The 26,695-nt window shown below is 35.7% G+C and carries 25 protein-coding genes and 2 pseudogenes; 17 read left to right on the top strand and 10 right to left on the bottom strand.

Annotated features, from left to right (window positions below; translation table 11 throughout):
* Positions 1-172: 172 nt before the first annotated feature.
* Positions 173-1,444, bottom strand: coding sequence for a beta-ketoacyl-ACP synthase II (gene fabF, locus AAGD79_RS05635; RefSeq protein ID WP_341811270.1), 1,272 nt, complete (start codon positions 1,442-1,444; stop codon positions 173-175).
* A gap of 13 nt (positions 1,445-1,457) precedes the next feature.
* The gene (gene acpP, locus AAGD79_RS05640; RefSeq protein ID WP_006279836.1) at positions 1,458-1,718 is read right to left on the bottom strand and encodes an acyl carrier protein; all 261 of its coding nucleotides are present in this window, start codon (positions 1,716-1,718) and stop codon (positions 1,458-1,460) included.
* Positions 1,719-1,863: 145 nt separating this feature from the next.
* Between acpP and AAGD79_RS05645 the strand changes: the two genes are divergently transcribed.
* Together AAGD79_RS05645 and AAGD79_RS05650 are read left to right on the top strand one after the other, a co-directional pair.
* Positions 1,864-2,871 (top strand): polyprenyl synthetase family protein, encoded by a 1,008-nt coding sequence (locus AAGD79_RS05645; protein WP_010082029.1) that lies wholly within the window; start codon positions 1,864-1,866, stop codon positions 2,869-2,871.
* On the top strand, positions 2,864-3,805 hold the full coding sequence (locus AAGD79_RS05650; protein ID WP_010963087.1) for an FKBP-type peptidyl-prolyl cis-trans isomerase: 942 nt from the start codon (positions 2,864-2,866) through the stop codon (positions 3,803-3,805). The genes AAGD79_RS05645 and AAGD79_RS05650 overlap by 8 nt, the downstream gene beginning before the upstream one ends.
* A 68-nt stretch (positions 3,806-3,873) precedes the next feature.
* Here the strand turns inward: AAGD79_RS05650 and hslU are convergent, their stop codons facing one another.
* Together hslU and hslV are read right to left on the bottom strand one after the other, a co-directional pair.
* On the bottom strand, positions 3,874-5,364 hold the full coding sequence (gene hslU / locus AAGD79_RS05655) for an ATP-dependent protease ATPase subunit HslU (RefSeq protein WP_341811271.1): 1,491 nt from the start codon (positions 5,362-5,364) through the stop codon (positions 3,874-3,876).
* A gap of 1 nt (position 5,365) precedes the next feature.
* Positions 5,366-5,920 carry an ATP-dependent protease subunit HslV gene (gene hslV, locus AAGD79_RS05660; protein ID WP_341811273.1) on the bottom strand — a complete coding sequence of 185 codons (555 nt, stop codon included), beginning with the start codon at positions 5,918-5,920 and terminating at the stop codon, positions 5,366-5,368.
* Between the two features lie 115 nt (positions 5,921-6,035).
* On the opposite strand from hslV, the gene gshA reads away from it, so the two are divergent.
* A complete protein-coding gene (gshA, locus tag AAGD79_RS05665; RefSeq protein ID WP_151807649.1) occupies positions 6,036-7,196 on the top strand; it encodes a glutamate--cysteine ligase in 1,161 nt (386 codons plus the stop codon).
* Between the two features lie 3 nt (positions 7,197-7,199).
* Here the strand turns inward: gshA and AAGD79_RS05670 are convergent, their stop codons facing one another.
* From AAGD79_RS05670 to AAGD79_RS05680, 3 genes are all read right to left on the bottom strand, one after another.
* The gene (locus AAGD79_RS05670) at positions 7,200-7,997 is read right to left on the bottom strand and encodes a hypothetical protein (protein WP_341811274.1); all 798 of its coding nucleotides are present in this window, start codon (positions 7,995-7,997) and stop codon (positions 7,200-7,202) included.
* Positions 7,998-8,067: 70 nt separating this feature from the next.
* A complete protein-coding gene (gene hemH, locus AAGD79_RS05675; RefSeq protein ID WP_007548918.1) occupies positions 8,068-9,015 on the bottom strand; it encodes a ferrochelatase in 948 nt (315 codons plus the stop codon).
* Positions 9,016-9,837 carry a hypothetical protein gene (locus AAGD79_RS05680; protein WP_155969217.1) on the bottom strand — a complete coding sequence of 274 codons (822 nt, stop codon included), beginning with the start codon at positions 9,835-9,837 and terminating at the stop codon, positions 9,016-9,018.
* A 118-nt stretch (positions 9,838-9,955) separates the two neighbouring features.
* Here AAGD79_RS05680 and ndk point away from each other — a divergent pair, with 118 nt between their 5' ends.
* Positions 9,956-10,375 (top strand): nucleoside-diphosphate kinase, encoded by a 420-nt coding sequence (ndk, locus tag AAGD79_RS05685; RefSeq protein ID WP_182309846.1) that lies wholly within the window; start codon positions 9,956-9,958, stop codon positions 10,373-10,375.
* Positions 10,376-10,974: 599 nt separating this feature from the next.
* Here ndk and AAGD79_RS05690 read toward each other — a convergent pair.
* A complete protein-coding gene (locus tag AAGD79_RS05690) occupies positions 10,975-11,085 on the bottom strand; it encodes a WPE palindromic element domain-containing protein (protein ID WP_080717651.1) in 111 nt (36 codons plus the stop codon).
* Positions 11,086-11,481: 396 nt separating this feature from the next.
* Here AAGD79_RS05690 and recR point away from each other — a divergent pair, with 396 nt between their 5' ends.
* Positions 11,482-12,087, top strand: coding sequence for a recombination mediator RecR (recR, locus tag AAGD79_RS05695; RefSeq protein WP_010963080.1), 606 nt, complete (start codon positions 11,482-11,484; stop codon positions 12,085-12,087).
* Between the two features lie 3 nt (positions 12,088-12,090).
* Positions 12,091-13,320, top strand: a complete 1,230-nt coding sequence (locus AAGD79_RS05700; protein WP_341811275.1) for a P-loop NTPase fold protein — start codon at positions 12,091-12,093, stop codon at positions 13,318-13,320.
* 45 nt (positions 13,321-13,365) lie between these two features.
* On the opposite strand, the gene AAGD79_RS05705 is transcribed toward AAGD79_RS05700, so the two are convergent.
* Complete coding sequence (locus AAGD79_RS05705; protein WP_341811276.1) at positions 13,366-13,947, bottom strand: hypothetical protein; 582 nt, start codon at positions 13,945-13,947, stop codon at positions 13,366-13,368.
* A gap of 259 nt (positions 13,948-14,206) precedes the next feature.
* Between AAGD79_RS05705 and AAGD79_RS05710 the strand changes: the two genes are divergently transcribed.
* The 5 genes and pseudogenes from AAGD79_RS05710 to AAGD79_RS05730 all read left to right on the top strand — a co-directional run bounded on the left by AAGD79_RS05710 (position 14,207) and on the right by AAGD79_RS05730 (position 18,177).
* Positions 14,207-15,553 (top strand): IS110 family transposase, encoded by a 1,347-nt coding sequence (locus AAGD79_RS05710; protein WP_341811129.1) that lies wholly within the window; start codon positions 14,207-14,209, stop codon positions 15,551-15,553.
* Positions 15,554-15,555: 2 nt separating this feature from the next.
* Positions 15,556-15,669, top strand: a pseudogene (locus tag AAGD79_RS05715) (ankyrin repeat domain-containing protein); the annotation flags it as partial.
* A 25-nt stretch (positions 15,670-15,694) separates the two neighbouring features.
* The gene (locus tag AAGD79_RS05720; RefSeq protein WP_236514967.1) at positions 15,695-16,156 is read left to right on the top strand and encodes an ankyrin repeat domain-containing protein; all 462 of its coding nucleotides are present in this window, start codon (positions 15,695-15,697) and stop codon (positions 16,154-16,156) included.
* A gap of 106 nt (positions 16,157-16,262) precedes the next feature.
* Positions 16,263-16,538, top strand: coding sequence for a hypothetical protein (locus tag AAGD79_RS05725; protein ID WP_017532679.1), 276 nt, complete (start codon positions 16,263-16,265; stop codon positions 16,536-16,538).
* A complete protein-coding gene (locus AAGD79_RS05730; protein ID WP_341811277.1) occupies positions 16,447-18,177 on the top strand; it encodes a recombinase family protein in 1,731 nt (576 codons plus the stop codon). The genes AAGD79_RS05725 and AAGD79_RS05730 overlap by 92 nt, the downstream gene beginning before the upstream one ends.
* Before the next feature lie 337 nt (positions 18,178-18,514).
* On the opposite strand, the gene AAGD79_RS05735 is transcribed toward AAGD79_RS05730, so the two are convergent.
* A complete protein-coding gene (locus tag AAGD79_RS05735) occupies positions 18,515-18,652 on the bottom strand; it encodes a hypothetical protein (protein ID WP_213863598.1) in 138 nt (45 codons plus the stop codon).
* A 241-nt stretch (positions 18,653-18,893) separates the two neighbouring features.
* On the opposite strand from AAGD79_RS05735, the pseudogene AAGD79_RS05740 reads away from it, so the two are divergent.
* From AAGD79_RS05740 to AAGD79_RS05765, 6 genes and pseudogenes are all read left to right on the top strand, one after another.
* Positions 18,894-20,300 (top strand): annotated as a pseudogene (locus AAGD79_RS05740) (cytochrome ubiquinol oxidase subunit I).
* Entirely contained in the window at positions 20,293-21,315 is a 1,023-nt protein-coding gene (cydB, locus tag AAGD79_RS05745) for a cytochrome d ubiquinol oxidase subunit II (protein WP_010962802.1), read from the top strand. The pseudogene AAGD79_RS05740 and the gene cydB overlap by 8 nt, the downstream one beginning before the upstream one ends.
* A gap of 250 nt (positions 21,316-21,565) precedes the next feature.
* Positions 21,566-22,450 carry a GTPase Era gene (gene era, locus AAGD79_RS05750; protein WP_341811278.1) on the top strand — a complete coding sequence of 295 codons (885 nt, stop codon included), beginning with the start codon at positions 21,566-21,568 and terminating at the stop codon, positions 22,448-22,450.
* Entirely contained in the window at positions 22,443-23,264 is an 822-nt protein-coding gene (locus AAGD79_RS05755) for a 3'-5' exonuclease (RefSeq protein ID WP_006279435.1), read from the top strand. Before era ends, AAGD79_RS05755 begins: the two co-directional genes overlap by 8 nt.
* A 207-nt stretch (positions 23,265-23,471) precedes the next feature.
* Entirely contained in the window at positions 23,472-25,439 is a 1,968-nt protein-coding gene (locus AAGD79_RS05760) for a porin (protein WP_341811279.1), read from the top strand.
* A 436-nt stretch (positions 25,440-25,875) separates the two neighbouring features.
* Positions 25,876-26,682: a DUF2163 domain-containing protein gene (locus AAGD79_RS05765; RefSeq protein WP_341811280.1), complete on the top strand. Its 807-nt coding sequence runs from the start codon at positions 25,876-25,878 to the stop codon at positions 26,680-26,682.
* The last annotated feature ends 13 nt before the right edge of the window (positions 26,683-26,695 follow it).

Here is a 26,695-nt window from a genome sequence, read left to right on the forward strand (position 1 = left end):
TAAAATACTTCTTCAGGGATGAATAGAATATTTTTTCTTTTTGAATTGCTATTGATAGTTTAATTTTTATATGTATTCCCTTTCACAACCGTTTGTCATCCCAGTGTCACGTGCTGGGATGACAAGAGGAGGGTACTGGAATGACAAGAGGAAGACACTGGGGTGACATCAACTAAACTTTTCCAAATATGAGCGATGCATTAGTGCCACCAAAACCAAACGAATTAGAAAGTGCATATTGAATTTTATGCTCCTGAGCTTTAAACGGTACAAAATTTAAATCACATCCTTCTGAAGGCTTGTGTAAATTTAAGGTTGGCGGAATAATTCCATTATTTAACGCAAGAATACTGAATATTGCTTCAACGCTCCCTGCAGCACCAAGTAAATGTCCTATAGAAGATTTAGTTGAAGAAACAGGTATTTTATAAACGTAGTCACCGAATAACTGTTTCATTGCTATTACTTCAATTTTATCTCCAAGTGGCGTTGAAGTTCCATGTGCATTGATATACCCTACTTGATTGGGATTAATTTGTGCGTTCTTTAAAGCAAGCTGCATTGCCTTAAATGCGCCTCTTCCTTCTGGATGTGGTGCTGTAATGTGGTGCGCATCTCCTGTGAGTCCGTACCCAACCAGTTCAGCATGTATTTTTGCCTCCCTTTTTTTCGCATGTTCGTATTCCTCCAGCACCAATATACCTGCTCCTTCACCCATAACAAAACCATCGCGTTCTTCATCCCATGGCCTTGAAGCTTCTTCCGGTTTATCGTTAAATTTAGTTGATAACGCCTTCATAGATGCAAAACCTGCAATTCCAACTCTACACAGTGCACTTTCTGCTCCACCTGCAATCATAACATCCGCTTCACCAAGTTTTATAGTTCTTGCTGAGTTTATGATTGCATGCGCACCTGTTGCACATGCGGTTACTGCTGAATCGTTTGGACCTGTAAATTCGTATTTAATAGAAATATGGCCAGATATCAAATTTATTAGACTTGCAGGGACAAAAAATGGACTGACACGTCTGGGCCCTTTTTCCTGCATGGTAATAACATTTTCCTGAATTGACGGAAGACCACCTATACCAGAGCCAATAGTCACACCAACACGTTCCCGATTGATATTTTGGCTTTCCAAAATTAATGAATCATCTACTGCCTGAATAGCTGCTGCAATACCGTAATGGATAAAACGATCTGTCCTTTTTGAGTCTTTCTCAGAAATATAATCTAGTGGATTGAAATGGTGCTCAATGTTGTCTGATTGCAACGGCACCTGCCCTGCAATTTTGCAAGCAAGATCAGAAGAGTCAAATCTATCCGTATTGATTGCTTTTATGCCAGACTCACTTTTTATTAGCCTTGACCAAGTATTGTCAACATCTGCCGCTAGTGGAGTGATTAAACCAACACCAGTGACTACTACTCTTCTGCTCATTTAACACTAACTATTAGCCTTTTTTATTATTAATGTACTCAACTATTTGCTCCATAGTTTCCATTTTTTGTGCGTCTTCATCTGGAATTTCTATTCCAAACTCTTCTTCTGCTGCCATGATGATTTCAACTGCATCTAAGCTGTCTGTACCATGCTCCGAAAGCTTTGAAGAGCTGTTGAATTTCTCTACATCCTTACTAATATGCTCTAGTATAATCTTTTTCACTTTTTCTTCTATGTCTTCTCTAGTGCTCTTTGCTAGTTCGCTATTCACATTTCTTACCAAAAAAATAACCTATTCTTTGATGTTATAAAAAATTTTTATGTTTGCAATATCTTTTATAACTGGTAAACTACAGTAAAGTTTTCTACTGCCCTAGCTGGCTAGCGTTACGTGCTAAACAATTAACAATTCAAAAATGCTAGACGAAACAACAAAAAATTTGCTTATTGTAGAAGTAAATAAACTCTTACCCGAAAATAGCGAGAATAAGCTTATATCAGCTATGCGTTATATACTCCTTGCTCCTGCAAAACATATACGCTCCTTTTTAGTCGTAGCTTCATCGCGAGTGTTTAACGCGGAAGCTAAAAAAGTAATATCAGTTGCTGCAGCAATTGAATTTGTTCATGCTTACTCTCTAATTCACGATGATTTACCGTGCATGGACAACAGTGATACTCGCAGAAGCCAGCTAAGCTGCCATAAAAAATTTGATGAAGCAACAGCAGTGCTTGCCGGAGATGCACTACTTACTCTGGCTTTTGAGGTATTATCTTCGTTAAATGAGAAACGCTGTGAAATCATAAAAGTTCTTTCTCAGGCAATAGGAATTAGGGGAATGGTGGGAGGACAGGCTTTAGATATTAACAGTGAGCATATAGATTTTAGCCCCCAACCCTCTGTCATTCAAGTAGCGGACACTGGGATCCAGAAGGCTTTGCCTACAAGCATTTCGTGCAAAAAGCCATGCGATAGTGGAGCTGAACATGAAATGGATTCCAGTGTCAGCTACTTGCATGACACCCTTTCTACCTTAAAACTACAACATTCGTACGGCTGTATGTATGACGCTGGAATGACGTCGGGCCAAGCTGATAAAATAAAAGAAATTCATTTGATGAAAACCGCAAAACTATTTGCAGCTTCATGTGAAATAGGTGCTATAATAGGGGGTGCTACAGACAAGCAACGTAAAGCGTTATATAACTATGGAATAAATCTAGGGCTTATCTTTCAAGCTAAGGATGATATTGAAGACTACGAACAAGATAAAACAAATAATCTTATGTCTGTGCTTGGTAAAAGTGAAGTAGAGGACTATATAGACGGCCTCTTTAAACAAGGCTTGGATAATTTGAGTGCGCTTTCAGGGGATACTAATTATTTATATGATTTATTGAATCAAGTAAAGAAAGATGGTTAGAAAAATTATATTACAAATGCTTATTTCCGTAGTAATGATTCTCACTTTAACTTCTGCTTTTGTGTTTACTATTGTCTATATAAACAAAGGTAAACCGGAAAAAAAGGACAAGCTTTATGAGATAAATGCCACGCATGGTGGTTTGATACAGACGATAGCACATTACCTAGTGAAGCCAATACTTGAATCAGCACTTGACCGCTATATTGAAAAGCATGGGCTGACAGAATATTTAGAAGAAATAACGCAGCAAAAGGAAGAAGATTCAATAAATTTTTATGAAATTACTGAAGGCAGTGGCAGCAAGGCTTTTTGTGGCCTGGAAGTCCTATTGCAAATATATAAAATTTCTAATAATAACTCAGCAACACTCCCTAGCAAAGTTTCTGATGTTACTTTGAAAATAGGTCAAGATGACCTAAAAGAAGTGAGTTTAGGGGTAATAGGTATGAAAGAAGGCGGAGAGCGTGTAGTTACTATTGCCAATGAGAACAAAATGAATTTTAATTCTTATTACGTCAAACTGATCGAAGTAAAGGATAAATATCCCGACTCAGTAAATAATCTGATGGTTTTTAATGACTTAATTAACAAGACTGGAAAACAAGTAAGGTGCGGTGATGAGATATCGGTTAAATATAGCGTAAAGGAGCATAATGGGGAATATATAGTCAAAGATCAAACAGTGCAATTTAGGGTTGGCGATAAAAAAATACCACTTGCTATAGAGCTTGGAGTTGTGGGAATGAGAGCTGGTAATAAAAGAACTATTCTTTCTCCGCCTGACCTTTTGACTATTACTGACGATATGTTAATAAAAGACATAGATTATGATGAAGAAAATATCTCAATAATTGACTTAAGCTTAGATGTTAAGCAAGAGGTCGCAGCACACCATTCTACTGTTGAAAAACAGCCTAAAGAATATAGCTGAAATTTTAGGTCTACTGGCTAATCTTCTGAACACTCTCTATACTACTTAAAGTAGGCTTTTCGTTTTTCCTAAAGTATAAACTTAGATAAATCAAGCTGCTTCGAAATTGACTCAAGTTTATCTTTTACATACTTGCTGTCTATAATGAATTTTTCGCTATTTTTCTCAGAAGCAATGAAACTTATTTCATCTAAAAGCTTCTCCATGACAGTGTGAAGCCTTCTTGCGCCTATATTTTCCACTTGCCTATTAACTGTAAACGCTATTTCAGCTATGGTTTTTATACCATCATCAGTGAACTCAAGTGTCACATTTTCTGTTTTCATTAAAGCTATGTACTGCTTTAACAAACTAGATTCTGGTTCCTTTAATATTCTTATTAAATCCTCTTGAGTAAGTGCCTTAAGTTCTACCCTGATCGGTAATCTGCCCTGCAATTCCGGTAAGAGGTCAGATGGTTTAGACTGATGAAAAGCACCAGATGCAATAAATAATATATAGTCTGTTTTTACATGGCCATACTTAGTTGTAACAGTTGTTCCTTCAAGTAATGGTAACAGATCGCGTTGCACTCCTTCTCTGTTTACTTCACCTTTTACTTCTGTACGCGCTGCAATTTTGTCTATTTCATCCAAAAATACTATACCGTCATTACTAACAAGATCAAAGGCTTCTTTGATTATCTTATCTTCATCCATTAGCCTTTCACTTTCTTCATTAATTAATATTTCACGCGCTTCTTTTACCTTCACTGTAATAGTTTTTGTTTTTTTGCTCCCGTTAAACATCTTGCCCATTATTTCTGTTACATTCATCACACCAACTTGCCCACCTGGCATGCCTGGTATATCGAAAGTAGGTAACATACTCTTGCTCTCTCTGACGTTAATAGAAACTTCTCCGTCCTCAAACTCTTTATTCCTCAACCTTTCTCTAAAAATTTTTTTACTCTCTTCGGTTGCATTTTCGCCTACCATAGAGTTTACTATTGTTTTCTCAGCTAAAATTAAAGCCTTTTTAGCTAAGGCTTTACGGGCTTTCTCTTTAACTAAAACTATTGCTGCATCAACTAAATCCCGTATTATCGAATCAACGTCACGTCCAACGTACCCTATTTCAGTAAACTTCGTTGCCTCAATTTTTATGAACGGTGCACCGGCAAGTTTTGCTAAGCGACGAGCTATTTCAGTTTTACCAACCCCTGTATGACCGATCATCAATATATTCTTAGGTATGATTTCATCACGCAATGGAAATGGAACCTGATTGCGACGCCAACGATTTCTGAGCGCAATAGCAACAGCACGCTTTGCATCATCCTGTCCGATTATGAATCTGTCCAATTCTTTAACTATCTTCTGTGGTGGCAGGTCATCTAACAAAACTTGAGTGCTGTCATTAACTTGAACATCGCTGTCATTTGAATCAAAACCACTCTTAGTATCTTTATAGAGGTTATCTTTTTCATCGTAGGTGTCACTACTACAAGACCGCCCTTCTGAAAGGGTTATGGGCTGATTGGAAAAATTGGTGCATAAAGTTTTTTGCTTGGAAGACATATCACTCCTCTATCTTTTCAATAACTACATTATGATTTGTATAAACACATATATCGCCAGCTATCTTCATAGCCTTTTTCGCAATTTCCTCTATTGATATTCCTTTAATGTCAATTAAAGCTCTTGCTGCAGATAGAGCAAAATTTCCCCCAGAGCCAATAGCTGCGACTCCATCTTCAGGTTCAAGAACATCACCTGTTCCCGTAATTACTAATGAAATAGATTTATCTGCAACGATCATCATAGCTTCTAATTTCCTCAGATATTTATCCATTCTCCAGTCTTTTGCAAGTTCAACACATGCTCTCATTAATTGCCCTGGGTGCTTGTCAAGTTTAGATTCTAATCTTTCAAAAAGAGTAAATGCGTCGGCTGTTGCCCCGGCAAATCCAGCAATTACGGAATCACCAGAAAGACGCCTAACTTTTTTTGCTCCAGATTTTATAACAGTGTGGCCCAGTGAAACTTGTCCGTCACCTATTACTACTACACTTTTATCTTTTCTAATTGATAATATAGTAGTGCCATACATTTTATTGTTATTGTGTTGAATCATTTTTCTATCACTTTAAATAAGAATCTCATTATACTTTAATCTTTAGTCAAATTTACTAAATATGTTCAACTATAGCTTATAATATAATACCTTCCTTATAACATTTAAAGTGCAGATGCAAAACATAATTCACCCAGATTTGGAAAAAAGTATAAATAATTGGTTCGAAGCAAAATTTAATGGCCTTACATCGCCATTTTATAGCTCTATAGATCTTAGAAACTCTGGCTATAAAATCGTTCCAGTAGACGCTAATTTATTTCCTGCGGGGTTCAATAACTTAAGTGAAGAATCAAGAACGATGGCAGCAAGATTGATAAAAAGCTATTTTAAAAGACATCAATACAAAAAGGTTCTTATAATACCGGAAAATTATACACGCAATAAAATGTATATAGAAAACGTATTTGTTATAGAGAAAATACTACAACTCGCAGGTTTTGAGACTAGAATTGGCCTTTTATATAATGAAGTATACAATTTAATAGAACAGTATGAAACTGTTGTGAAAGAAAACTCTCTGCTAAAGACAACTTCAGGATTTGTGCCTGATGTTATTATACTGAACCGTGATATGACGAGCCACATTCCAGACACGCTGAAAGACGTAAAGCAAGATATAGTACCAAGCCCACTATACGGTTGGCATAGCAGGCAGAAATTTAAGTATTTTGAAATCTATCAAGAATTAGCATCTGAGTTTTGTGGCAAATTTAAAATAGACCCATGGCTAATTTCTGTTCTTACAGAGAGCTGTGATGGAGTTGATTTTGATGATGATTTGTCACTAGGAGCAGTAGCAACTAAAGTTGACCAAATATTATCTCTAGTGCAAAAAAAATATGAGGAATATGAAATAAAAACACAACCTTACGTTTTTATCAAAGCAAGCAATGGCACATATGGGATGGGCATTATAACAGCAACAAGTGGAGAGGAAATATTAAACCTCAATAAAAAAAAGCGTCATAAAATGAAAAAGATAAAAGAAGGAATAGCAATCAATAGCGTTATTATACAAGAAGGTGTACCAACCATTGACATGTTTAAAAGCAGTTCTGCAGAACCGCTAATATACTATATAGGAGATACTCCAACATGTTACTTATACCGATGTAATAGCAGAAAAGATGTATATTCTAGCTTGAATGCCACTGACTGTGAGTTTCATGATGTTAGCCAGGTTGTAGAAGGTAAAATTCTATCACTTTGGAGTATTGTTAGCAAATTAGCAGTACTAGCGTTGGCAGTAGAAATAAAATCTTTTCATCCCTAATTCTTATACCTCTACAGTGCTGTCATTAGAATGACCGTTTATATTATGAACATCATCAAGTTCAGTGGAAGGATCATCATTGACAGGTTGTTGAAACAATTTGTCAAGCTGAACTGCAAGAAATACTGCACTATATATTATGCTGACTGTTACGCTTAAGTTGAAATTATAGATTATACCATTACCTAAGTTTATTGGTATAGTTGGAGTCTCTATCCTTCTTAATATGAAGTTTAATAAACCTAACGACAAAGTTAATGTGCTAATAATAAGGTCCTTCTTACACTCAGCAGACTTTTCAGGATCCTTATTATCCAGATATTCCTTGCATGTATAATAATAGCTTATAGGTTCTGAAATGAACAAAAATAGGATCGTTGAGGTTAAGTTAATATAACTTATTATGTCTGTATTGCTTCCAGTGCAAAAATGGATGATTTTCAACATCATTAGCGCTTCTATGGTGCTGCTTGCAAGATTAGCCGATTTACCCACAATTTTTGCCAGCTCTTTTTTACTCTCAGGGTTTCTGTAATCCTTAATTAGATCCTGTAGAGTAAATGCAGAATGGGCAATGTATAGAATAGATGTCGGAAACTTTACTAGTCGAGCAACATTCCGTATAAGAAAGATATTGGATCTATTACTGTCAATGAACTCGCAGCAAAATTGCAGTGAAATCTTACACAATAGGGCTGTTAAACCTGTTGTGATGCAGATTACCTTCCTGAAATCATGATCATAAATATCATGCACCCTTTGTGCGAGTATGTTAGATTTCTTTTTTAGCTTGTTTGGCATGAAATAGTTAATAACTTCCTGTTATTCTATCACATAAAATCCTAAAAGAAAAGCCCTATGAATCAGGACTTTAAGGGAGATTTATGCACAAATCGGCCAAGCATTTTATAAACAAGGGATCGGTACTGAGAGTTGGCACACGAAAGTAATATCCATCCTTGATAATTGCTTTATATTCTATATCAAGTTCAACTAGAGTTTCTGAATGCTCAGAAACAAAAGATATAGGTGATAGAACTACAGGTACACCATCAGCTTTTGCGCGTAATAGCTCACTTTCAGTGCTTGGCTCTAGCCATTTTACAGGACCAATCTTACTCTGATAACATATTGACCAATCTAAGTTATTGATAGCTAACTTTTCTACTATTAACTCTACGCTTCTTTCTACCTGTGAAGCGTAAGGGTCGCCCTTTTTAATGATACTAAGAGGTAAGCTATGGGCTGAAAATAGGACTCTTGGTTTACCGATTTTTCTAGCCAATTTATAGTACTTAGCTATCAGATTAGTGTGAGCTTCAATAAAATCTTGGTTATCATAATAACGGTGAATCATTTTTGTATTGCATTTTAGGCCATACCGTTTAGCATTTTTTTGCCAATTCTCGATGGATGACAGAGTTGTGGTAGTTGAATATTGTGGATACAGTGGCAGCAGAATTACTTCGTCAGGATCAAACTGTTTTACACTTTCAATAACTTCGTCAGCAAATGGACGCCAATAGCGCATGCAGATGAATACCTTGTGTACATGGTTTCTATTTTCGTTTAATTTTAGTTCTAAAGCATTAGCTTGCATTTTTGTATTCTCTAGAATTGGCGATTTACCTCCAATTTCCTCGTATATTTTTCGTGCAGTATTTTCTCGTTTCGCAGATATAAACTTTGCTAAAAGAAACCGAAAGGGATTCGGTAGATTGATTATTCTCCTGTCATAAAAAAGGTTGAATAAAAAAGGACGGACCGCATTTAGTGAATCAGGCCCGCCAAGATTAAATAAGATAACTGCCTTTTTCACCTACGCACTACTACAACAAGTTACTTCTGGGGTGCCTATAAAATTAGCTACACACTCATCAAATTTAGTTATAGGCACTAAATTTCTTACACTGGCATACAATAAGTGGCCTGATCTCTTCAGGTTACTCTTGGTGGATGTGAAGTTCCAATCGAAAAATGTATCGACAAAAAGACTTGGTACCGTTTCAAGAAGTTCAACAGCAGCTAAAGATAGCATTATACAACTTTGCAGGACATTCAGAAGAACCTTGAGGGGAAAAAGTAAAACTTTAACGAAAAGAGAGGTGCTACTTGTTTCATCCAGTAGTCGCCCTGAGTTAGGCGAATTATACTCGGTGTGTTTTCTATTTTGATCAAAGATAGGAAATTTTATAGTATCTTTCTTAAATTCCGCGTCTATTTCTTTTCTACTATGGTTAGTGATTTTTTCCATTAACTTCTCACGCAGATGAAAAGTTCTGACAATAAAACATGTGGCAATCATTAAGGAAGCACATAAAAGTGCGCATTGCATGAGGCTCATACTGCCTAGCATAGCTGGCAGTGCAAAACAAACAAGCGGTGCTATGATTGTCATTTCAAGAAATGGAATAGTGTTTCTTTTCATTGCAAAAGCAGCACCTTTTTTTAATTCTGTATTATGATGTAAGCTATATTCCAAAAAGCTTAAAAAGGCCAAATTAAAAGTTAAAAATCCTTTTGTTCCACAAAAAAGTGATGACTTAAAGTTACTTACTAATTTTTTAGTAGTAGATTTAGCTTGTTTTTTAGTGGTAGGCTCAGCTTGTTTAGTAGTGTTATTTTTACAACATTCACCCATACAATACCTCCTTGATGGTTTATTCTTAACTATAAATAAAAAATCACTTTTATGAAATTAAAATTTATAATAAGATAAATCTATAAATATACTATTTTACTTAATATGAGGGAATAATATGGCAATTGAGAAGACACTTTCAATATTAAAACCTGATGCAGTAAAAAATAATATTACAGGCAATATAAATTCCTACATCGAACAATCTGGGCTGAAAATCACAGCACAAAAAATGATGTTACTAACAAAAAAACAAGCAGAGCTGTTTTATGAAATTCATAAAGATAGGCCTTTTTTTGGGGAATTAGTAGAGTTTATGACCTCTGGTTCTGTGGTAGTTCAAGTTTTAGTTGGTGAAAATGCAGTAAGTAAATACAGACAAATCATGGGAGCTACCAATCCAAAGCAGGCAGATAAAGGCACAATCAGGGGTGATTTTGCTGATGATATTAGTGAAAATAGAGTCCACGGCTCGGATAGTCTAGAAAATGCTCGTAAGGAGATAGCTTTCTTTTTTGCTGAATGTGAGTTGGTGTAGTTAACTCAGATTGGCGTCATCCAAGTAGCTGACAACATAGAAACGAAAAAACTTGCTTGACACCCTCCGCCAGCGCCCTTATCATGATAGTGAAGCTATTGTATTTGCTTTCGCCAATCTGCAGATTAAAAGGTAAGGATTACTTAATGTATCGGCGTCTTATGTTCAATTTTTTGCAGTATATAGATACTGTATGTCTTTACAAAACTTCATCTACATCTAGATTTTTATCTAAATAAGCTGAACGCGCTTATAAAGCGTTACAAGACATCAAAAAATGCCAATACTCGACAGAGATAGTAAAAGACTAGCTAACTCGGGGATTCTTTGTCTTTTTTTCTGCTTAGTAAATTTCTTAAACATTTGCAGCGTAAGTTAGTTGCAATTAAAAGCAGCTTAATCTTGCTTGTCAAGCGTTTAAAACATAAAAAACGCCAATATTTTAAAGCGGATAATAACCCCAGGGCTTCTTTTGCCTTTTTTTTCATTTGGTAAATTTCTTAATATTTATAGCTAAAGTAATTTAAAAGTCCGTGAAGGGTGTCATGCCAGTGCTTGACACTGGCATCCAGTTTTCCATATAATCTCATCAAAAATGTTTATTTTCTAGCTACTTTTATACTTATCAACCCAGTATGCTTACTTACAATTAAAATTTCTGGATCCCAGTGTCTGGGCACTGGGATGACAGCTAGCCTGACAACCGTCATCCCGCTACTTGTTAGCGGGATCTAGAGATACCGAGAATGAATCGCGGTATGACGTAGGACTGCTGTCATTCCAGTCTGGAATCTAGTTCTTATTGTACATTTACTTGGTAGAGTTAAATTTCCTGGATCCAAGTAGTCGGCTACTCGGATGACAGGAGAAGGTACTGCCGTCATAAAGGAACCAGTGTCAGCTACTTGGATGATACCTTTTTTCTACTTAGTTTGGGTTATGCAAGAAGTCTATTATAATCAGGCTTTAAATGTGCGGAAGTAATTTTTTTCGTTAAAGTAAAAAATTTTTTCTATAGCTGATCAAAGTGGGATCAAGAGAAACTTACCACTTTCTTTACAAAGGGTTTGATGTTACCATTTGACTGCCTATTCTGAATTTATTGAATGAACGTTAACATAAAAAATCTAGTTCATGCTTTCTCTAAATTGCCAAGTTTAGGGCCATCATCATCACGCAGGTTAGTTATACATTTACTCCAAAACAAAGAAAAAGTTATGCTACCACTTGCATCTTTGATTAAAGAGCTAGCAGATCTTATAATAGAGTGTGAAGTTTGCGGAAATCTAGATACTAAGTCACCTTGTTCTATTTGTACTAACCCAAAACGTGACACTAAGTTACTGTGTGTAGTAGAAGAATTAGGTGATCTATGGGCGTTTGAAAAAGGAAATATATATTCAGGTTTATACCATGTTTTGGGTGGCAGATTGTCTGCAATAAATGGCATAGGTCCAAAAGAACTCAACCTTGACACTATTCTGAAAAGAGTGACAGAGTCTAAAATTGAAGAGATAATTATCGCAATTAATCCGACATTAGAGGGCCAAGTTACTGCACAATATATAATTGAATTGCTAAAAAATTTGGATGTGAAAATATCACGCCTTGCTTGCGGCATACCAATGGGCGGAGAAATTGACTATCTTGATGAAGGAACGCTGAGGATAGCACTTACTTCAAGACAAGAATATGAGTTAAATATAAAATAAGACATGTGCTTAAAAAAACTTATATCGCTAATAACATTCAAAAAGAAAAAAATAGTGCCACCACTTAAAGTAGTGGCTTGGGAAAATGACCGTCTAAACTATAAGCAATTTTCAGGTAAATTCAACACTATAATTAAAACAATTGATCAGTCTTTTACAATAATATCTTTAGAAGGATATGATGGATGGGGCAAGACGTTTTTTTTGAAAGAATGGGTGAAAGAGTTAAAACAGCAAAATGAAATTGCAGCTTATTATAGCGCATGGGATATCAATGCACTGGATCAACCGCTTCCTTCTTTTTTAAATTTTCTATTTGAAGATTTATTTGCATCGTATGAAGTAAAAAGAAGCGTTATACAACAGTTCAAGAACATAAACCAAGAGCTATTTTCTCTAAACACACTAGGAAAGCTGATCAGTAAATCTCCACTTGCTATGCTTTCAGTATTTCTTGATGCTGCAAAAGAGGCTGATAAAAAAGACATAGGTTTTGTTTTGAGTGAATTAAGTCTTCTCCAAAGAAGAAAAGAGAGTACTAGAGATTTTAAAACACAGTTAGCGGATGTGGTTAATAAAATCAGAAAAGACAAAAACATTTATATAATGGTGGATAATCTTGATGTGTGCCGTCCTAAATTCGTTGTCGATTTTTTGGAATCTATAAAGTATATGCTTGATGTGGAGGGGCTGGTTTTCATTATTTCTGTAAGTAAAGATAAGAGTAATGTACAAAGAGCAATCAGCACAATACTTGGACCAAATTTTGACCTAAAATCTTTTACTGATCTCTCTTTACATTTGCCAAAACAACCGATAGAAAAATTTACAAAAGAACTATTTGAAAATATTAAATTACCGAAAAAATCAAAAAGTTTAATTATAGATAGTTTTATATTTTATGCAGAAAGTCTATCGCTATCGTTAGAAACAATAGAATATTGCACAAAAAAAATAAAACTATGTCTTCTTAATTATATAAAGGAAGAACTACCTGATCCGAATTTGTTTGCATTTTTGGTAATACTGCAATCAATAAATATTGATATATATGAGGAACTAGATTCCTCATGTCAAAGATCCTTGGAAAAAATTGAAAATGAATATAAATCTTTAATTTTAACCCACATAAATGGTCAAGAAGAATGGAAAAAACTTAGAACCTCTCTAGAAACTGCTTTTGCAGAGAGGGAGTCAAAAATTAACAAAGCTATAAAGGATATACTATTTTAAAAAGATACCCTACCTTTACATATACAAAGATAGGGTAACATGTGATTAACGCCCTTTTATTATTTCATTACCTTGTTCAAACTTTCTGATTAATTCGCTTACATTGACATTAGATAATTTTTTACCTGCAGATTTGTCATTATGTGAAGCATCAGGTTTACGAAGGTCTTCCTTACTGTTACTCCTAGTAATATTACATCTAACAATGTTTGAATTATTAGACTTATCGCTTACATCTGAAATATTGCTTTTTTCACTACATGAAGACGAATTACTCGACATATTGCCTAAGCTAAAGAGCTTTTTACCTTGATAGATTGGATTCCAATCAAGTGGATTATAAGTTTTTTTGCTAGTCTCAACCTTTTGGTTATTTTGCTGTTTAGGAGAAAAACCAAGTTTTTCTCTTTCTTTCTTGCTTAGCGTTTTGAGAAATTTTACGGTTTCTAATTCATCAGTTGCTTGTACTTTATGTAAATCAAAGCTTTTTTGATGGTTATCCTGCTTAACATTTTCCATCATTTTATCTTTTATTGTTCTATCCTCATCATCAGAAGTGCTGCTACTAATATCACTGATACCACTATCCCCTGAATTGCGGCGTTGTTTGTTAGGAGCGTCGAACAAGAAAAAAATCTTGTTAAACCGGAAAGAAACTATTTCTTCACTTCCATAGCAATTTTTATATATAATTTATCAAGAAGTACTTCTGCAGTTATAACCGACTGATCAATGGTGCTTAAGTGCCCGTTTAGGAGCGTGGTTTTGGAGGAACGGTTAAACCACTGATGGAGTCTATTATGACTACCTCGATTAGAAGATTGTATAATCTAACCGTCCCAAGCTTAAGTGCTTCTCCATTATAAGTTATAGTAGGATAATTACCATGATAAAGGCAAAAAGTAAACTAGAAATAGTGAATCCTGATACAGCAGGAATTGATATCGGCTCAGCTGTACATTATGTATGTGTACCTGAAGGAAGAGATGAACAACGTGTCAAAAAATTTGGATGCTTTACAGTTGATCTTCATAACTTAGCAGGGTGGTTAAAGAAATGTAAAGTTAGAACAGTAGCTATGGAATCAACAGGAGTATATTGGATTCCTTTGTTTCAAATACTTGAGTCATATGGATTTGAGGTAAAATTGGTAAATGCACGATATATTAAGAACGTGCCTGGTAGAAAATCCGACGTTCAAGACTGTCAATGGTTACAACAATTACACAGCTATGGATTACTCCATGGGTCGTTTAGACCTGATGATCAAATGTGTGTGTTGCGTAATTACGTTAGGCAACGTAGCAACCTGATTGAAAGTGCATCCACACATATTCTACGTATGCAAAAAGCGTTAATTCAAATGAACGTTCAATTACACAAAGTCATAAGTGATATTACTGGAGTGACCGGTATGCAAATTATCAAAGCAATAATTGAAGGTGAAAGGAATCCTGAAAAATTATCAGAATTGAGAGATGTACGGATAAGAAATGATAGATCTACCATGGCAAAAGCGCTAAAAGGCGACTACAGAAAGGAACTCTTATTTGTGTTAAAGCAAGAATTTGAATTGTATAATATTTATCAGGAAAAAATAGCAGAATGCGACAAAAGCATCGAACAATATTACAAAACATTTGAAACAAAATCTGACGAGAATAAGCGATGCAGCAAAATAAAGAATAGGTTTTCAAAAAACAGACCAGACTTTCCTTTACACGAAGAACTGTATAGAGTAACCGGTATTGATTTTACTAAAGTTCCTGGGCTTGATGTGCTAACTATACAAACAATTATCTCAGAAGTTGGTTTGAACCACGATAAATGGCCATCAGAGAAGCACTTTACTTCTTGGTTGGGGCTAAGTCCTGCTAATAAAGTTACAGGGGAAAAAGTATTTGGGACGAGAACTCGCAAAGTTATTGCTCGTGCTGCAAATGCTTTTAGGATGGCTGCCCAGTGTGTGTCAAGAAGCAACAGTGGGATTGGTGCATATTGCAGAAGGTTAAAAAAACGACTAGGAGCACCGAAAGCGATTACCGCTACGGCTAGGAAATTGGCGTGCATTTTTTATAGTATGCTAAAGTATGGACAGGAATATGTAGAGAAGGGCATTGATTACTATGAAAAGTTATATAAGGAAAAAATAGTGAAGACTCTAAGCAAGAAAGCTAGTGAATTTGGTTGTGTCTTGATTAAAAAAGAGCTACTAGCAGAAAGAGTTTCTTAGAAGAAATAAGGAAGAGAGACAAATCGCTAATAAAGAAAGAATGTCAAAATTTAGCAAGCAAGATAATCAGCCAAGTGAATGAAATGATAGATGAGGTGGTAAAAAGGAAGGCTTAGGTTTAAAGAAAAGGTGGGGTAAGTTATGGTAAAGCTGGGTAAAAAAGATAAGTCACTATTAGAGAACTCGTTTAAAAATATTTATGAAAGAGACGAAAAAGGAAGAACAGCTCTACATTATGCAGTAGAGGTAAAAACAGTGAGGTTATTAATCGAAAAAGGAGTAGATGTGAATGCAGCAGATGTAAGAGGACATACAGCACTGCATCTAGCGATAACGGAGAAACGTCTAGAAACAGTTAGAGAATTGATAAAATCAGGAGGGAATGTAAATGCTGAAGAGTATGGCAATAAATGCACTCCGCTGCATCTTGCATGTATGGTAGGAGAAAAAGAAATAGTGGAGGAGCTAGTAAAAGCAGGGGCTGAAATAGAGCAAGCAGATAAATTTGGAATAACAGCGATGGATTATGCGAAAAATAGCAAAGAAATAGCCGAGGTATTAAAGAAAGAAACAGAGAAAATGGAAAGTTTGTTAAAAAAATAAGAGTCGTATCAGAAAGCGCAACAGCAGTTGGTAAAGGAAGGGCTAGACCAAATTTGAAGGCTGTAGCTGATAAAAGTTGGTCTTTTTCATAAGAGTAAATGGATTGATGGAAAAAAGGAGTGGTAAGGCTCCTTGCACTACAAAAACATTTGCAGGAGAAACTATGAGAAAAAGAACATTAACTTGCCGATACGAGCCAGATGAATTAGCGGAACAACATCTAGCAGACGCCTATGAGCTGTTACTAAGGTATGCGGTAAAAAGAAACAATGAAAAGGAGATAAAGAAAAATGATAACAGTGGCCTTATATGCAAGAGTTTCATCGAAGAGTCAAGCGCAGAACAATACAATAGAGAGTCAAATTGCCGAGCTCAAGCATAGAATTGCTGCAGATAAGCATGAGTTATTGAATGAGTATGAATTTAAGGATGATGGGCTTAGTGGGTGGAGTTTAGAACGTGAAGGTTTAGATGCATTACGTGATAAAGTAGGAGAAGATCAAATTGATAAAATTTATATTCATTCACCTGACCGACTATCAAGAAAATCTGCACATCAAATGATACTACTTGATGAATTTGAAAAAGCAGGAGTAGAAGTAATATTCTTAAATCATAAGACTGAAAATAATCCAGAGTCTAAATTGTTATTGGGAATGCAAGGATTAGTGGCAGAATATGAGTGTACAAAGATTATGGAACGTAGTCGTAGGGGAAAACTCCATAGAGCAAAAAAAGGCTGTGTAAGTGTAATTGGCATTGCACCTTTTGGTTATAATCGTATAAAGCATGTAGATAGAGAAAAGACAAAGTTTGAAATAAATGAAGAGGAAGCAAAAATAGTAAAGCAGCTATTCATGTGGGTAGGGCAAGAGAGAATAAGTATAAGGGAAGTGATACGTAGACTAAGAGATAAGTCAATTAGAACAAGAACTGGAAAGAAGGTGTGGTGTCCAATAATAATTTGGAAGGTATTAAGAAATCCAGCATATAAAGGACAAGCAGCGTTTGGTAAATTAAAGAGGGTTGAAAGAAGAGAAAGAAATAAACAAAAGGTTTCTATCTGTCGCACAGATGAGGACAGCTGGATTTATATACCAGTACCAAAAATAGTTGATGAAGGGTTATTTAATAAAGTACAAAAGCAACTGGATGAAAATAGAAAAAGAGCAAGGATGCAGAGAGAGGGAGGAAAAAAGAAATATCTATTACAAGGTCTAGTTGTGTGTCAAAACTGTGGATATGCGTATAGTGGTGCACAATGTGGAGTTGAAGGAAAAAAGTTTAGCTATTATCGCTGTAGTAGTACTATACGTATTACTGATGGTAGGGAGAAGTGTACTAATAAATTGGTCCGTACAGATATGTTAGAAACAGCTATATGGGAAAAGGTGAAAAATTTACTAAAAAACCCAGAGATAATAAAAAATGAGTATCACCGTAGAATTGCAGAAAATAAAAATGATGAATCATCAGATAAGAAGTTTGCAAGAAGGGAAAATCAAATAAAACAAGGCATCGAAAAGTTAATGGAAGACTATTATAGTCAAGAAAATGTAGGAGATAAAGGATATATAAGTGAGGAAGAATTTAAACAGACGATGAAAGGAATGAGGGAACGCTTAAGAGGGATAGAAGAAGAGAAGAAAAAGGTAGTTGATCAAAAAGCAATAGAGAAGGGAATGAACCTTATCATCAACAGTATAAAGAGTCTTTATTCCAGTGTAAAATCTAATTTGGAACAGCTAGATTGGCAAACTAAGCGTGGCATCATTAAAGCATTAGTAGAACGAATTCAGATTGGTTATGACCAGGTAGAAGTGGCGTTTAGAATCGAAGAACCAGCACAGGATGGAGAGATTTTTAATTTGCAACATTGTACTGGACGTCATGAAACTGAAGCTATTTATTTATCTTCTCTGTACAGATTAAATGACAAAAAAACTCACGTATCTGGCGTCTCATGTTTAATTTTTTGCACTATGTGCACCTTATGTCTTATAAAATTTCTACCTACATAAGCTGAAACGCGCTTATAAAGCGTTTAAAACATAAAAAAAACGCCAACTTAAAAAATGGATAGTGAATAACTAGCTACCCTAGGGTTTCTTTTGCCTTTTTTTCTGTTTAGTAAATTTCTTAACGTTTATAATTTAGATTAGTTGCGGTTTAAAAGTAGCTGAATCGCGGTTATTAAACGTTTAGAATAAAAAAACGCCATACTTGAAAGTATAATGTAAGTAATTAGCCAACCACGGGGCTTCTTTTGCCTTTTTCTCCGCTTAGTAAATTTCTTAATGTTTATACGGAAGGTTTCATTCCAGCGCGTGACGCTGGAATCCCAAAAAAAGGATGATGTCATCCGAGTAGCTGACACTGGGATCCAGTTTTCCATATAATCTCATCGAAAACGTTGTAACCACTTTCTATGCTAGTTTGCTTGTGAGCAACCTGGATCCCAGTGTCCAGACACTGGGATGACAAAAAAAGGAGCACTGGAATGACATCATAGGGGCGCTGGCCTGACAATCGTCATTCCGCTACGTGTTAGCGGGATCTAGAGATACCGTGACGGTATGACAAGGGAGAACAGTTGTATTCCTGCACAATTTATTCTCATGACAAAAACGTCTTAACTTTCTCTCTACTTTTTCTGGGTAAGGTCAATTTTGTGAAAAAATGGATTGAATTATAGGCAGATTTGGCTATTATTTGTAATATATGGGTATTAGGTAAAATGTTTAAATTTGATCCTTTATTATTAGCTCGAATTCAGTTTGCCTTCACAATAGGCTTTCACATTATATTTCCTGCTTTCACGATCGGGCTTGCAAGTTTTCTAGCCTTTTTGGAATGGTGTTGGCTTAAGACTGGTGATACACGTTTCCGTGATGTTTATAAATTCTGGATCAAGATTTTTGCCGTTGCTTTTGGCATGGGAGTGGTATCTGGAGTTGTAATGTCATATCAACTTGGTACCAATTGGTCGATTTTTTCTGACCGCATAGCCAATGTTCTCGGCCCTCTATTTTCCTTTGAGGTTTTAACAGCCTTTTTTCTGGAGGCATCTTTTTTGAGTATTATGCTATTTCGATGGAATAAAGTAAGTTCTCGTATGGACTTTGCTTCTACTTGTATTGTTGCAGTGGGAACGCTTATTTCAGCTTTTTGGATTATTGCGGCCAACAGTTGGATGCAAACACCCGCTGGATTCACGATTGGTGAGAATGGTCTCCTATATCCAACCAATTGGTTAGAGATTATTTTTAATCCTTCTTTCCCTTATCGCTTTATTCATATGGTAACAGCAGCCTATCTTACAACAGCTTTTGTGGTTGGTGGTGTAGGAGCATTTTATCTTTGGAGAAAACGACATGCTCCTCAAGCAAGAATTATGCTTGGTATGGCAACCATTATGGTAGCTTTAGCTGCACCATTTCAGCTGTTCATGGGAGATAGGCATGGATTAAATACACTAAAGCATCAACCTGCTAAGATTGCTGCAATGGAAGGTATATGGGAAACCGAAAAAGGGGCTGGCTTACTTTTATTTGCTTATCCGGATCAGCAAAATGAAATTAATCACTACGAGATAAAAATTCCTAATCTTGCCAGCTTGATCTTAACACATGATTTTTTAGGAGAAGTAAAAGGATTAAAGGAATGGAAAAAAGAAGATAGACCACCTGTAGTATGGGTATTCTGGTCCTTCCGTATAATGGTTGGAGTTGGAATTTTAATGATCATAATTGGGTCAGTAAGTGTTATACAGTATCTTCGTGGCAAATTATTCCAAAGTTGTTTCTTACATGGATGGTGGATATCAATGATGCCGTCTGGGTTCATAGCGTTACTTGCAGGTTGGTTTACTACTGAAATTGGCCGTCAACCTTAAACTGTATATGGAATTATGCGCACAATTGAATCATTTTCATCTGCGATTACCGGTCCTCAGGTTGCATGGTCTTTGATTGCATTTATCGTTATGTATACCCTTATATTTGGAGCAGGTAGTTACTATATTCTGAAACTTATATACAAAGGAATTCCTGTCATTAAAGAAGAAGAGCAATTTTATAAACACGGTATTGGAGCTTCAGTGATTGATGCTGGTACATCTGGAAAGGACAACAATCATGTTTGATTTTTCTTCCTTAATTAATTTACCCCTAATCTGGGGATTACTAATTGCCATAGCTGTTTTACTGTATATTTTAATGGATGGGTTTGATTTAGGTATTGGTATTTTACTTCCTTTTGCACCGTCAGATAAATGCCGTGATCACATGATAAGCTCAATTGCACCATTTTGGGATGGAAACGAAACATGGTTGGTATTGGGTGGTGGAGGGTTGTTTGCTGCTTTTCCTCTTGCATATTCAATATTAATGCCTGCTTTTTATATTCCAATCATTATTATGCTGCTTGGCCTTATAGTGCGCGGAGTATCCTTTGAGTTTCGTTTTAAGGCAGAAGGAAAATACAGGCGATTATGGGATTATGCCTTTCATTTTGGGTCACTTGGTGCTGCATTTTGCCAAGGCATGATTTTAGGTGCATTTATACATGGTGTAGAAGTAAACGGACGCAACTTTTCTGGTGGCCAATTTGATTGGGCAAGTGCTTTTAGTGTAATGACAGGCATTGCTGTGATATTTGGATATGCACTTTTAGGTTCTACATGGCTCATAATGAAGACAGAAAATATAACACAAGAATGGGCACGCAAGGTTGCTTCTTATACGCTTGGTTTTGTAGGTATTTTCATGGGACTAGTGAGTGTAGTGACACCATTTTTAAATGAACGTATTAAAAACTTTTGGTTTAGCATGCCAAATTTTTATTATTTATTTTCTATTCCATTACTCACATCTTGGCTATTTTTCATGCTGTGGTTTGATCTTCAGAATACTAAACGGGAGTACCGTCCATTCTTTCTCAGTATTGCTATTTTTTTTATGGGATATTTAGGTTTAGGAATTAGTATCTACCCATGGATTATACCTTTTCAATATACCATTCTGGATGCAGCCGCTTCTGGGCCAAGTTTATCTTTAATGCTCATTGTTATAATACCGCTTTTACCAATCATTTTAACTTACACTGGTTATTGCTATTATGTCTTTCGTGGAAAATCAAATTATGAACACACATATTAAGGAGTTAGTGACCTTATGGTTAAAACGTTACCCTTAAATCAAGCAGTCGTTCAGGCAATGGCGTCAACTCAAGAACCTTCATTAGCAAACCCTCCTATGGATTTTCTGAAAAGTTTTTGAGTATATTGTATTTTTAATTTGTAGAATAAGTTTTTTTCCTTTTTGCATGCTAACCAAAAAGGGTTCTGTCATCCTTCTTGTCATATAAGTAGCTTGACGCGGGCATTCAGTTTTCTTTATAATTTTCTTTGTGAAAGAACAAAAATGCTTATTTGTAACCATAGCTGGCTTACCAAATGCTGGGAAGTCTACATTAATTAACAGCATCATAGGCAAGAAAATTGCAATTGTCACCCCTAAAGTGCAAACAACAAGGACGCAAATAAGGGGTGTTGCAACATGCAACAACACACAAATTGTCTTTACTGACTCCCCAGGAATTTTCTCAGCAGAAACAAAACTTGAAAAAGCTTTAGTCAAATCTGCATGGTCGGCAGTTAAGGATAGTGACATCACTTTGTTGCTTGTTGATGTAAGCAATTATTTGAAAAATATAGAAAGAATTAAGACTATATTTATGCGGCTGCAGCGCACAAAAGGCAGATGCATTTTGGTTATCAATAAAACTGATTTGGTAAAAAGGCCTGAATTAAAGATGGCGCATGAGCATCTGAATTTGCTTTATAAATTTGAAAAGGTTTTTATGATATCAGCATTAAAGAATGATGGACTTTCTGATTTGATGAATTACTTGTCTGAAGTTGCATCGGTGAACCCCTGGTTTTATGAAGAAGATCAAATAACCGATTCCTCGACAAATTTTTTATCAGCAGAAATTACGAGAGAAAAATTATTCTTGAACTTGCGTGAAGAATTGCCATACTGTACAGCTGTTATAACTGAACAATTTGAGGAAAAAAAAGATAAGAGTTTAGTCATCAAACAGATCATATTTGTGTTGAAAGATAGTCATAAAAAAATAGTACTAGGAAAAGATGGCAGTAATATTAAAAAAATTAATATCGAAGCGCGTGCTGAACTAGAAAAATTATTTGAGTGCAAGGTACACCTCTTTTTATTTGTGAAAGTGCGACCTTGGATCGACCGTCCGGAGGAGTATATAGGCAATGCTTAATTCTTTATTGGTATTTGATATTGAAACTATACCAGATGTAAATTCCTGCAAAAATTTACTCAATATTAGTGATGATAGTAGTGTAGAAGAGAAGAGGGATGCATTAACAAAATATCATCTCGAAATAACAAATGGGCAAAACTCTTTTCTGCGTCAGCCTTTTCACCTTGTTGTAGTTATTAGTTTTTTACTTTGCAATATAAGCTACCAGAGCGGTTATGAGGTGTTCACACTGCAAGAAATAAGATCTGGAGGCACACTAAATTCCAGTGAAAAGGAGCTAGTGAAAGGATTTTTTAACTACATATCAGAGAAAAAGCCAAGATTAGTTTCGTTCAACGGACGCACTTTTGATATACCAGTGCTGAAGTATCGTGCTATGGTCCATGGCATTCAAGCGGAATATTTTCATAAAGCTGGCGATAAGTGGAATAGTTACAATCAGAGATATAGCAGTGATTGGCATTGTGACTTACTTGAATCCCTCTCTGATTTTGGAGCTTCTGCGAGAGTAAAAATGAACGAAGTTTGTGCAGCATTTAATCTTCCTGGTAAGATTGGAGTTGATGGGTCACAAGTTATGGACTTATACGATAGCGGCAAGATACAAGAGATTCGAGATTATTGTGAAACAGATGTAATTAACACTTATTTGATTTACTTAAGGTTCATGCATCATCAGGGAAGGATTACTACTGAAAGCTACAACAAAAGTGTGGAAGAGCTGCTTTTAGAGTGCGAAAAAAAAGAATACCTAAAGAAATTTAAAGAAGAATGGCAAATAACTTGTGGTGGAAAAATTTTACTTCCATAGAATAAATAGTCGAGTTATAATGCACTAACAAGCGAACCTCTGTACTAAATTTTGGTTAATATACACGTTGAGCATATTAAGAAAGTTGCTTTTAAGGTATTGCATTTTACTTTTATTTTCGTTATAAGGTTGCTTTAAGTTGAATTTTCAACATTTTTATACTATTTACATTTAAGATATGATTTCGAAATTTTTTGGGGGCACTTCATGAAAAAGTCTATGTATACTAGAACTGCTATAGTTTCTTTATTAACTTTATGTTCTTTCAGCAGTTTTGCAGCTGACTTTCCTGATGAGAGTATGAAGGAAATAAAAAAGCAAGAGAGCACAAAAACTTCTGGAAAAGTGGAAGTTATGAAAACATCAAATAAAAAACTGAAAGAAAAGATGGACAGAATATGTAATGCTGATCCAAGAAAAAAAGCTGAAGAGCTTAAGAAAAAAGAGGAGCTAAGATTAGCAGCCGAGCAGAAGAAAAAAGAGGAGATCAGGCTAGCAAATGAGAAAAAAGCAAAGCTTATAGAGGATTCAAAAGCGAAAGCTCTAAACGCTAAGAATTCTAATATAGAAAAAGGTAAAGTTTCAAAAACTAAGCGTTCTAAAACTAAGAATGCTAAAGTTGAAGCTAAAGATGTAAAGAAGGATATAAAAGTTGTTAACAAAAATACAGAGGAAAAAGGTAAGGCAAGTCCTGTTGTTTCAGTTGGTGGAGTTGATATTATCGATACCAATCAAGGGCAAAGTAATTTAAGAATAACTTTTGGTGGTGTTGTTGATGCTCAAGGTTATGGCAAACCTGGACCAAGTGGCGCAGATTATAAACGTTATAACGTTATGCCAAACAGATCTACAGAGTATTATAATGCCACTCCAGATATAACAAGAGGAGCAAATCCAATATTCTATGAAGGAATAGGAAATATTGGTGATTACAGCAACGATATGGGTATGATTGCTGACGCGATATTGCACCTCAGAGCAGAAAATAAGAATGAAGATTTAGGTCTTCTTTATGGTGCTGACGTGCAGTTTCATGTTCCAGTGACCGAAGGTAAGGGAGCTTCACAGGGTGTTTATGCTGCAAAAGGCAGAAGTGCGCATGTGTTTGTTAACTCAAAATATGGTGACGTGAAGCTTGGTTACCAATTTGGTCCTGAGGCTCTGATGAGGCTTGATGCAACAAGAATTGCGACTGTTGACGGAGCTGCAGATAGTGACTGGTTCAGAAAAGTGAACTTAGAAGGAAGCGCTGCTAGCTTTCCATTTTATGTAACACCACGTCTTTACACTGAAAGTTTTTCGAGTGAAAGTGAAAAATTCTCTTTCCGCATGGCAGGGAAATATAACAAAGGCGTTATGACTACACTGCCATTTAGAGTTGCCTACTACTCACCAAATTATATGGGCGCAAGGTTTGGCATCAGTTATGCACCTCGTTATGATAGTAGCTTGTTTATTGTGAAAGAAAAAGAAGAGAAAAACGGTAAGGTAAAAGATAAGATAAGGCATGTCGGTCCAGACTATGAGCACATAGTAAGTGCTGGTGCATCATATGAATATGACTTTGATAAATATAATGTAAAAGTTAAAACTTCTGCAGTTGGTGAGTATGGCTTTCCAAAGCAACCAAGTAAAGATAAGCATCTTTATAAGGAATTTGTGGAGTATAATGACCTGATGGGTGTTAATTTTGGTGTAAGCGCTGATTATAAGATTAATGAAGATCAAGGCGTAAAGTTTGCTGCCTCTTTTGCATACTTGGGCAAATCTGGTCAACCGAAGGGTATTAAAAAATTAATTGGTGATACCTATACGGAAATTGATAGTAAAGATGCTACTGATGGCAAAAGAGTGGAAGGGCTGAAAGCTCAATTTGGTAAAGATAGTATAGATACCATGTATTGGACTGTAGGAGCTGGGTATCAACATGAGAATATCTACACAAGTTTGACGTATTTTGGCAGCAGAATGAATGACAAAGATATGCTTCATGATGGTGCACTTGGCGTTCAATATGATCTGTCTCCTGCATGCAGTAAGAACAAATTTGTTCCTTACGCAGCTCTCCATTATTTTATGACTAACGAAACAGGTAAGCTGAAAGATGAGTCTGATGCTGATGTACCTTCTAACCAAGGAATTCTCCTTCTTACTGGTGTGAAGTTTTCTTTCTAACCAGCCAGTACACACCACAGTTAACTGTGGTGTATTCTTGTCTGTTAGTGTTTATTTGTCGATCAAATAAACATATGGTGTCCTCTCTCCTGTCATCCCAGTGCGTGACACACAACTGTACGAACATTGTGATTTGAGGACACTCCACCAAGAAGGATGTCATCCCAGTGCCCAGACACTGGGATCCAGCTTTCCATGCAACTTCATCAAAAGCGTTTATTCAGCATAAGATCAGCCACTTTTTATGCTCACCAAATCAGTTTGCTTACTTACAAGCAAAATTTCCTGGATTCCAGTGTCAAGCACTGGAATGACACCCTATGGTCACCGGAATGACGCTTTATGGCTACTTAGATGATGAGAAAAGAACACACTGCCCTTATTCTACTGGCCGTATAGCTACTTTCAAATTTAATCAATTAAGCAGGAGGCCCCTATGCAAACCACACTAAAAAATCATTTAGCTGGAGAATTACTTACCACTGCTACGTGCTGGAAATTAACGCTTGCAGGTGGAGAAGTAATGGGATTCACTGACTATGATGAAGACTTAAATATTGATAATATACTCTATAAATCTTCAAGTGGATTTACAGCCAGTAGTATAATATTAAACAGCGATTTAAAGACTGATAATTTGGAAATTGAGGGAATATTAAATAGTGTTGATATCAAAAAAAAAGATGTTTTATCAGGAAAGTACGACTTTGCAAATATTGAGATATTTCTTGTGAATTATAAAGACTTGACCCAGGGAACAATGAATCTACATTCAGGAATTTTTGGTAAAGTGACATTAAGTAGTGGAAGATTTATTGCTGAAATTAGAGGGCTCTCAGCAAAGCTTGAGAGAAGCATAGCAGAATTATACTCTCCTGCATGCAGAGCACAATTTTGCGATGATAAATGTAAAGCCGATACTAAAAAATTTAGTAAAATAAGTACAATCACTAAAGTAATAGATGAAAGAAGATTTGAAGACACGAATTTAACTGAGAGTGATGAATATTATAAGCACGGAGTAGTAAAATTCTTTGGCTCAATAGCGTTTGAAGGTGTAGTAAAAGAATATAAAAATAAAGTAGTTACGTTGTTTACTTCGCCTCCATACCAAATTTTTGCTGGAGATAAATATTCAATACTCGCAGGTTGCGATAAAACATTTCCAACTTGCAGAAGCAAGTTTAACAATACTGTGAATTTTCGTGGTGAACCCTATATACCAGGTTTTTATATTGTTTAGCAGTACAATTTTC

The sequence above is a fragment of the Wolbachia endosymbiont (group A) of Oxytorus armatus genome (assembly GCF_964027005.1).
In the GTDB taxonomy this organism is placed as follows: Bacteria; Pseudomonadota; Alphaproteobacteria; order Rickettsiales; family Anaplasmataceae; genus Wolbachia; species Wolbachia pipientis.

Excerpts from the sequence above, each read along its gene's own strand:
- fabF (WP_341811270.1), bottom strand. The coding sequence starts at position 1,444 with ATGAGCAGAAGAGTAGTAGTCACTGGTGTTGGTTTAATCACTCCACTA.
- AAGD79_RS05710 (WP_341811129.1), top strand. The coding sequence starts at position 14,207 with ATGATAAAGGCAAAAAGTAAACTAGAAATAGTGAATCCTGATACAGCA.
- AAGD79_RS05755 (WP_006279435.1), top strand. The coding sequence starts at position 22,443 with ATGCTTAATTCTTTATTGGTATTTGATATTGAAACTATACCAGATGTA.
- hslU (WP_341811271.1), bottom strand. The coding sequence starts at position 5,364 with ATGTCTTCCAAGCAAAAAACTTTATGCACCAATTTTTCCAATCAGCCC.
- AAGD79_RS05690 (WP_080717651.1), bottom strand. The coding sequence starts at position 11,085 with ATGACGGTTGTCAGGCTAGCTGTCATCCCAGTGCCCAGACACTGGGAT.
- ndk (WP_182309846.1), top strand. The coding sequence starts at position 9,956 with ATGGCAATTGAGAAGACACTTTCAATATTAAAACCTGATGCAGTAAAA.
- AAGD79_RS05765 (WP_341811280.1), top strand. The coding sequence starts at position 25,876 with ATGCAAACCACACTAAAAAATCATTTAGCTGGAGAATTACTTACCACT.
- AAGD79_RS05650 (WP_010963087.1), top strand. The coding sequence starts at position 2,864 with ATGGTTAGAAAAATTATATTACAAATGCTTATTTCCGTAGTAATGATT.
- AAGD79_RS05760 (WP_341811279.1), top strand. The coding sequence starts at position 23,472 with ATGAAAAAGTCTATGTATACTAGAACTGCTATAGTTTCTTTATTAACT.
- AAGD79_RS05700 (WP_341811275.1), top strand. The coding sequence starts at position 12,091 with ATGTGCTTAAAAAAACTTATATCGCTAATAACATTCAAAAAGAAAAAA.
- AAGD79_RS05645 (WP_010082029.1), top strand. The coding sequence starts at position 1,864 with ATGCTAGACGAAACAACAAAAAATTTGCTTATTGTAGAAGTAAATAAA.
- AAGD79_RS05730 (WP_341811277.1), top strand. The coding sequence starts at position 16,447 with ATGATAACAGTGGCCTTATATGCAAGAGTTTCATCGAAGAGTCAAGCG.
- hslV (WP_341811273.1), bottom strand. The coding sequence starts at position 5,920 with ATGATTCAACACAATAACAATAAAATGTATGGCACTACTATATTATCA.
- AAGD79_RS05720 (WP_236514967.1), top strand. The coding sequence starts at position 15,695 with ATGGTAAAGCTGGGTAAAAAAGATAAGTCACTATTAGAGAACTCGTTT.
- AAGD79_RS05680 (WP_155969217.1), bottom strand. The coding sequence starts at position 9,837 with ATGGGTGAATGTTGTAAAAATAACACTACTAAACAAGCTGAGCCTACC.
- recR (WP_010963080.1), top strand. The coding sequence starts at position 11,482 with ATGAACGTTAACATAAAAAATCTAGTTCATGCTTTCTCTAAATTGCCA.
- cydB (WP_010962802.1), top strand. The coding sequence starts at position 20,293 with ATGTTTGATTTTTCTTCCTTAATTAATTTACCCCTAATCTGGGGATTA.
- gshA (WP_151807649.1), top strand. The coding sequence starts at position 6,036 with ATGCAAAACATAATTCACCCAGATTTGGAAAAAAGTATAAATAATTGG.
- AAGD79_RS05670 (WP_341811274.1), bottom strand. The coding sequence starts at position 7,997 with ATGCCAAACAAGCTAAAAAAGAAATCTAACATACTCGCACAAAGGGTG.
- AAGD79_RS05725 (WP_017532679.1), top strand. The coding sequence starts at position 16,263 with ATGGAAAAAAGGAGTGGTAAGGCTCCTTGCACTACAAAAACATTTGCA.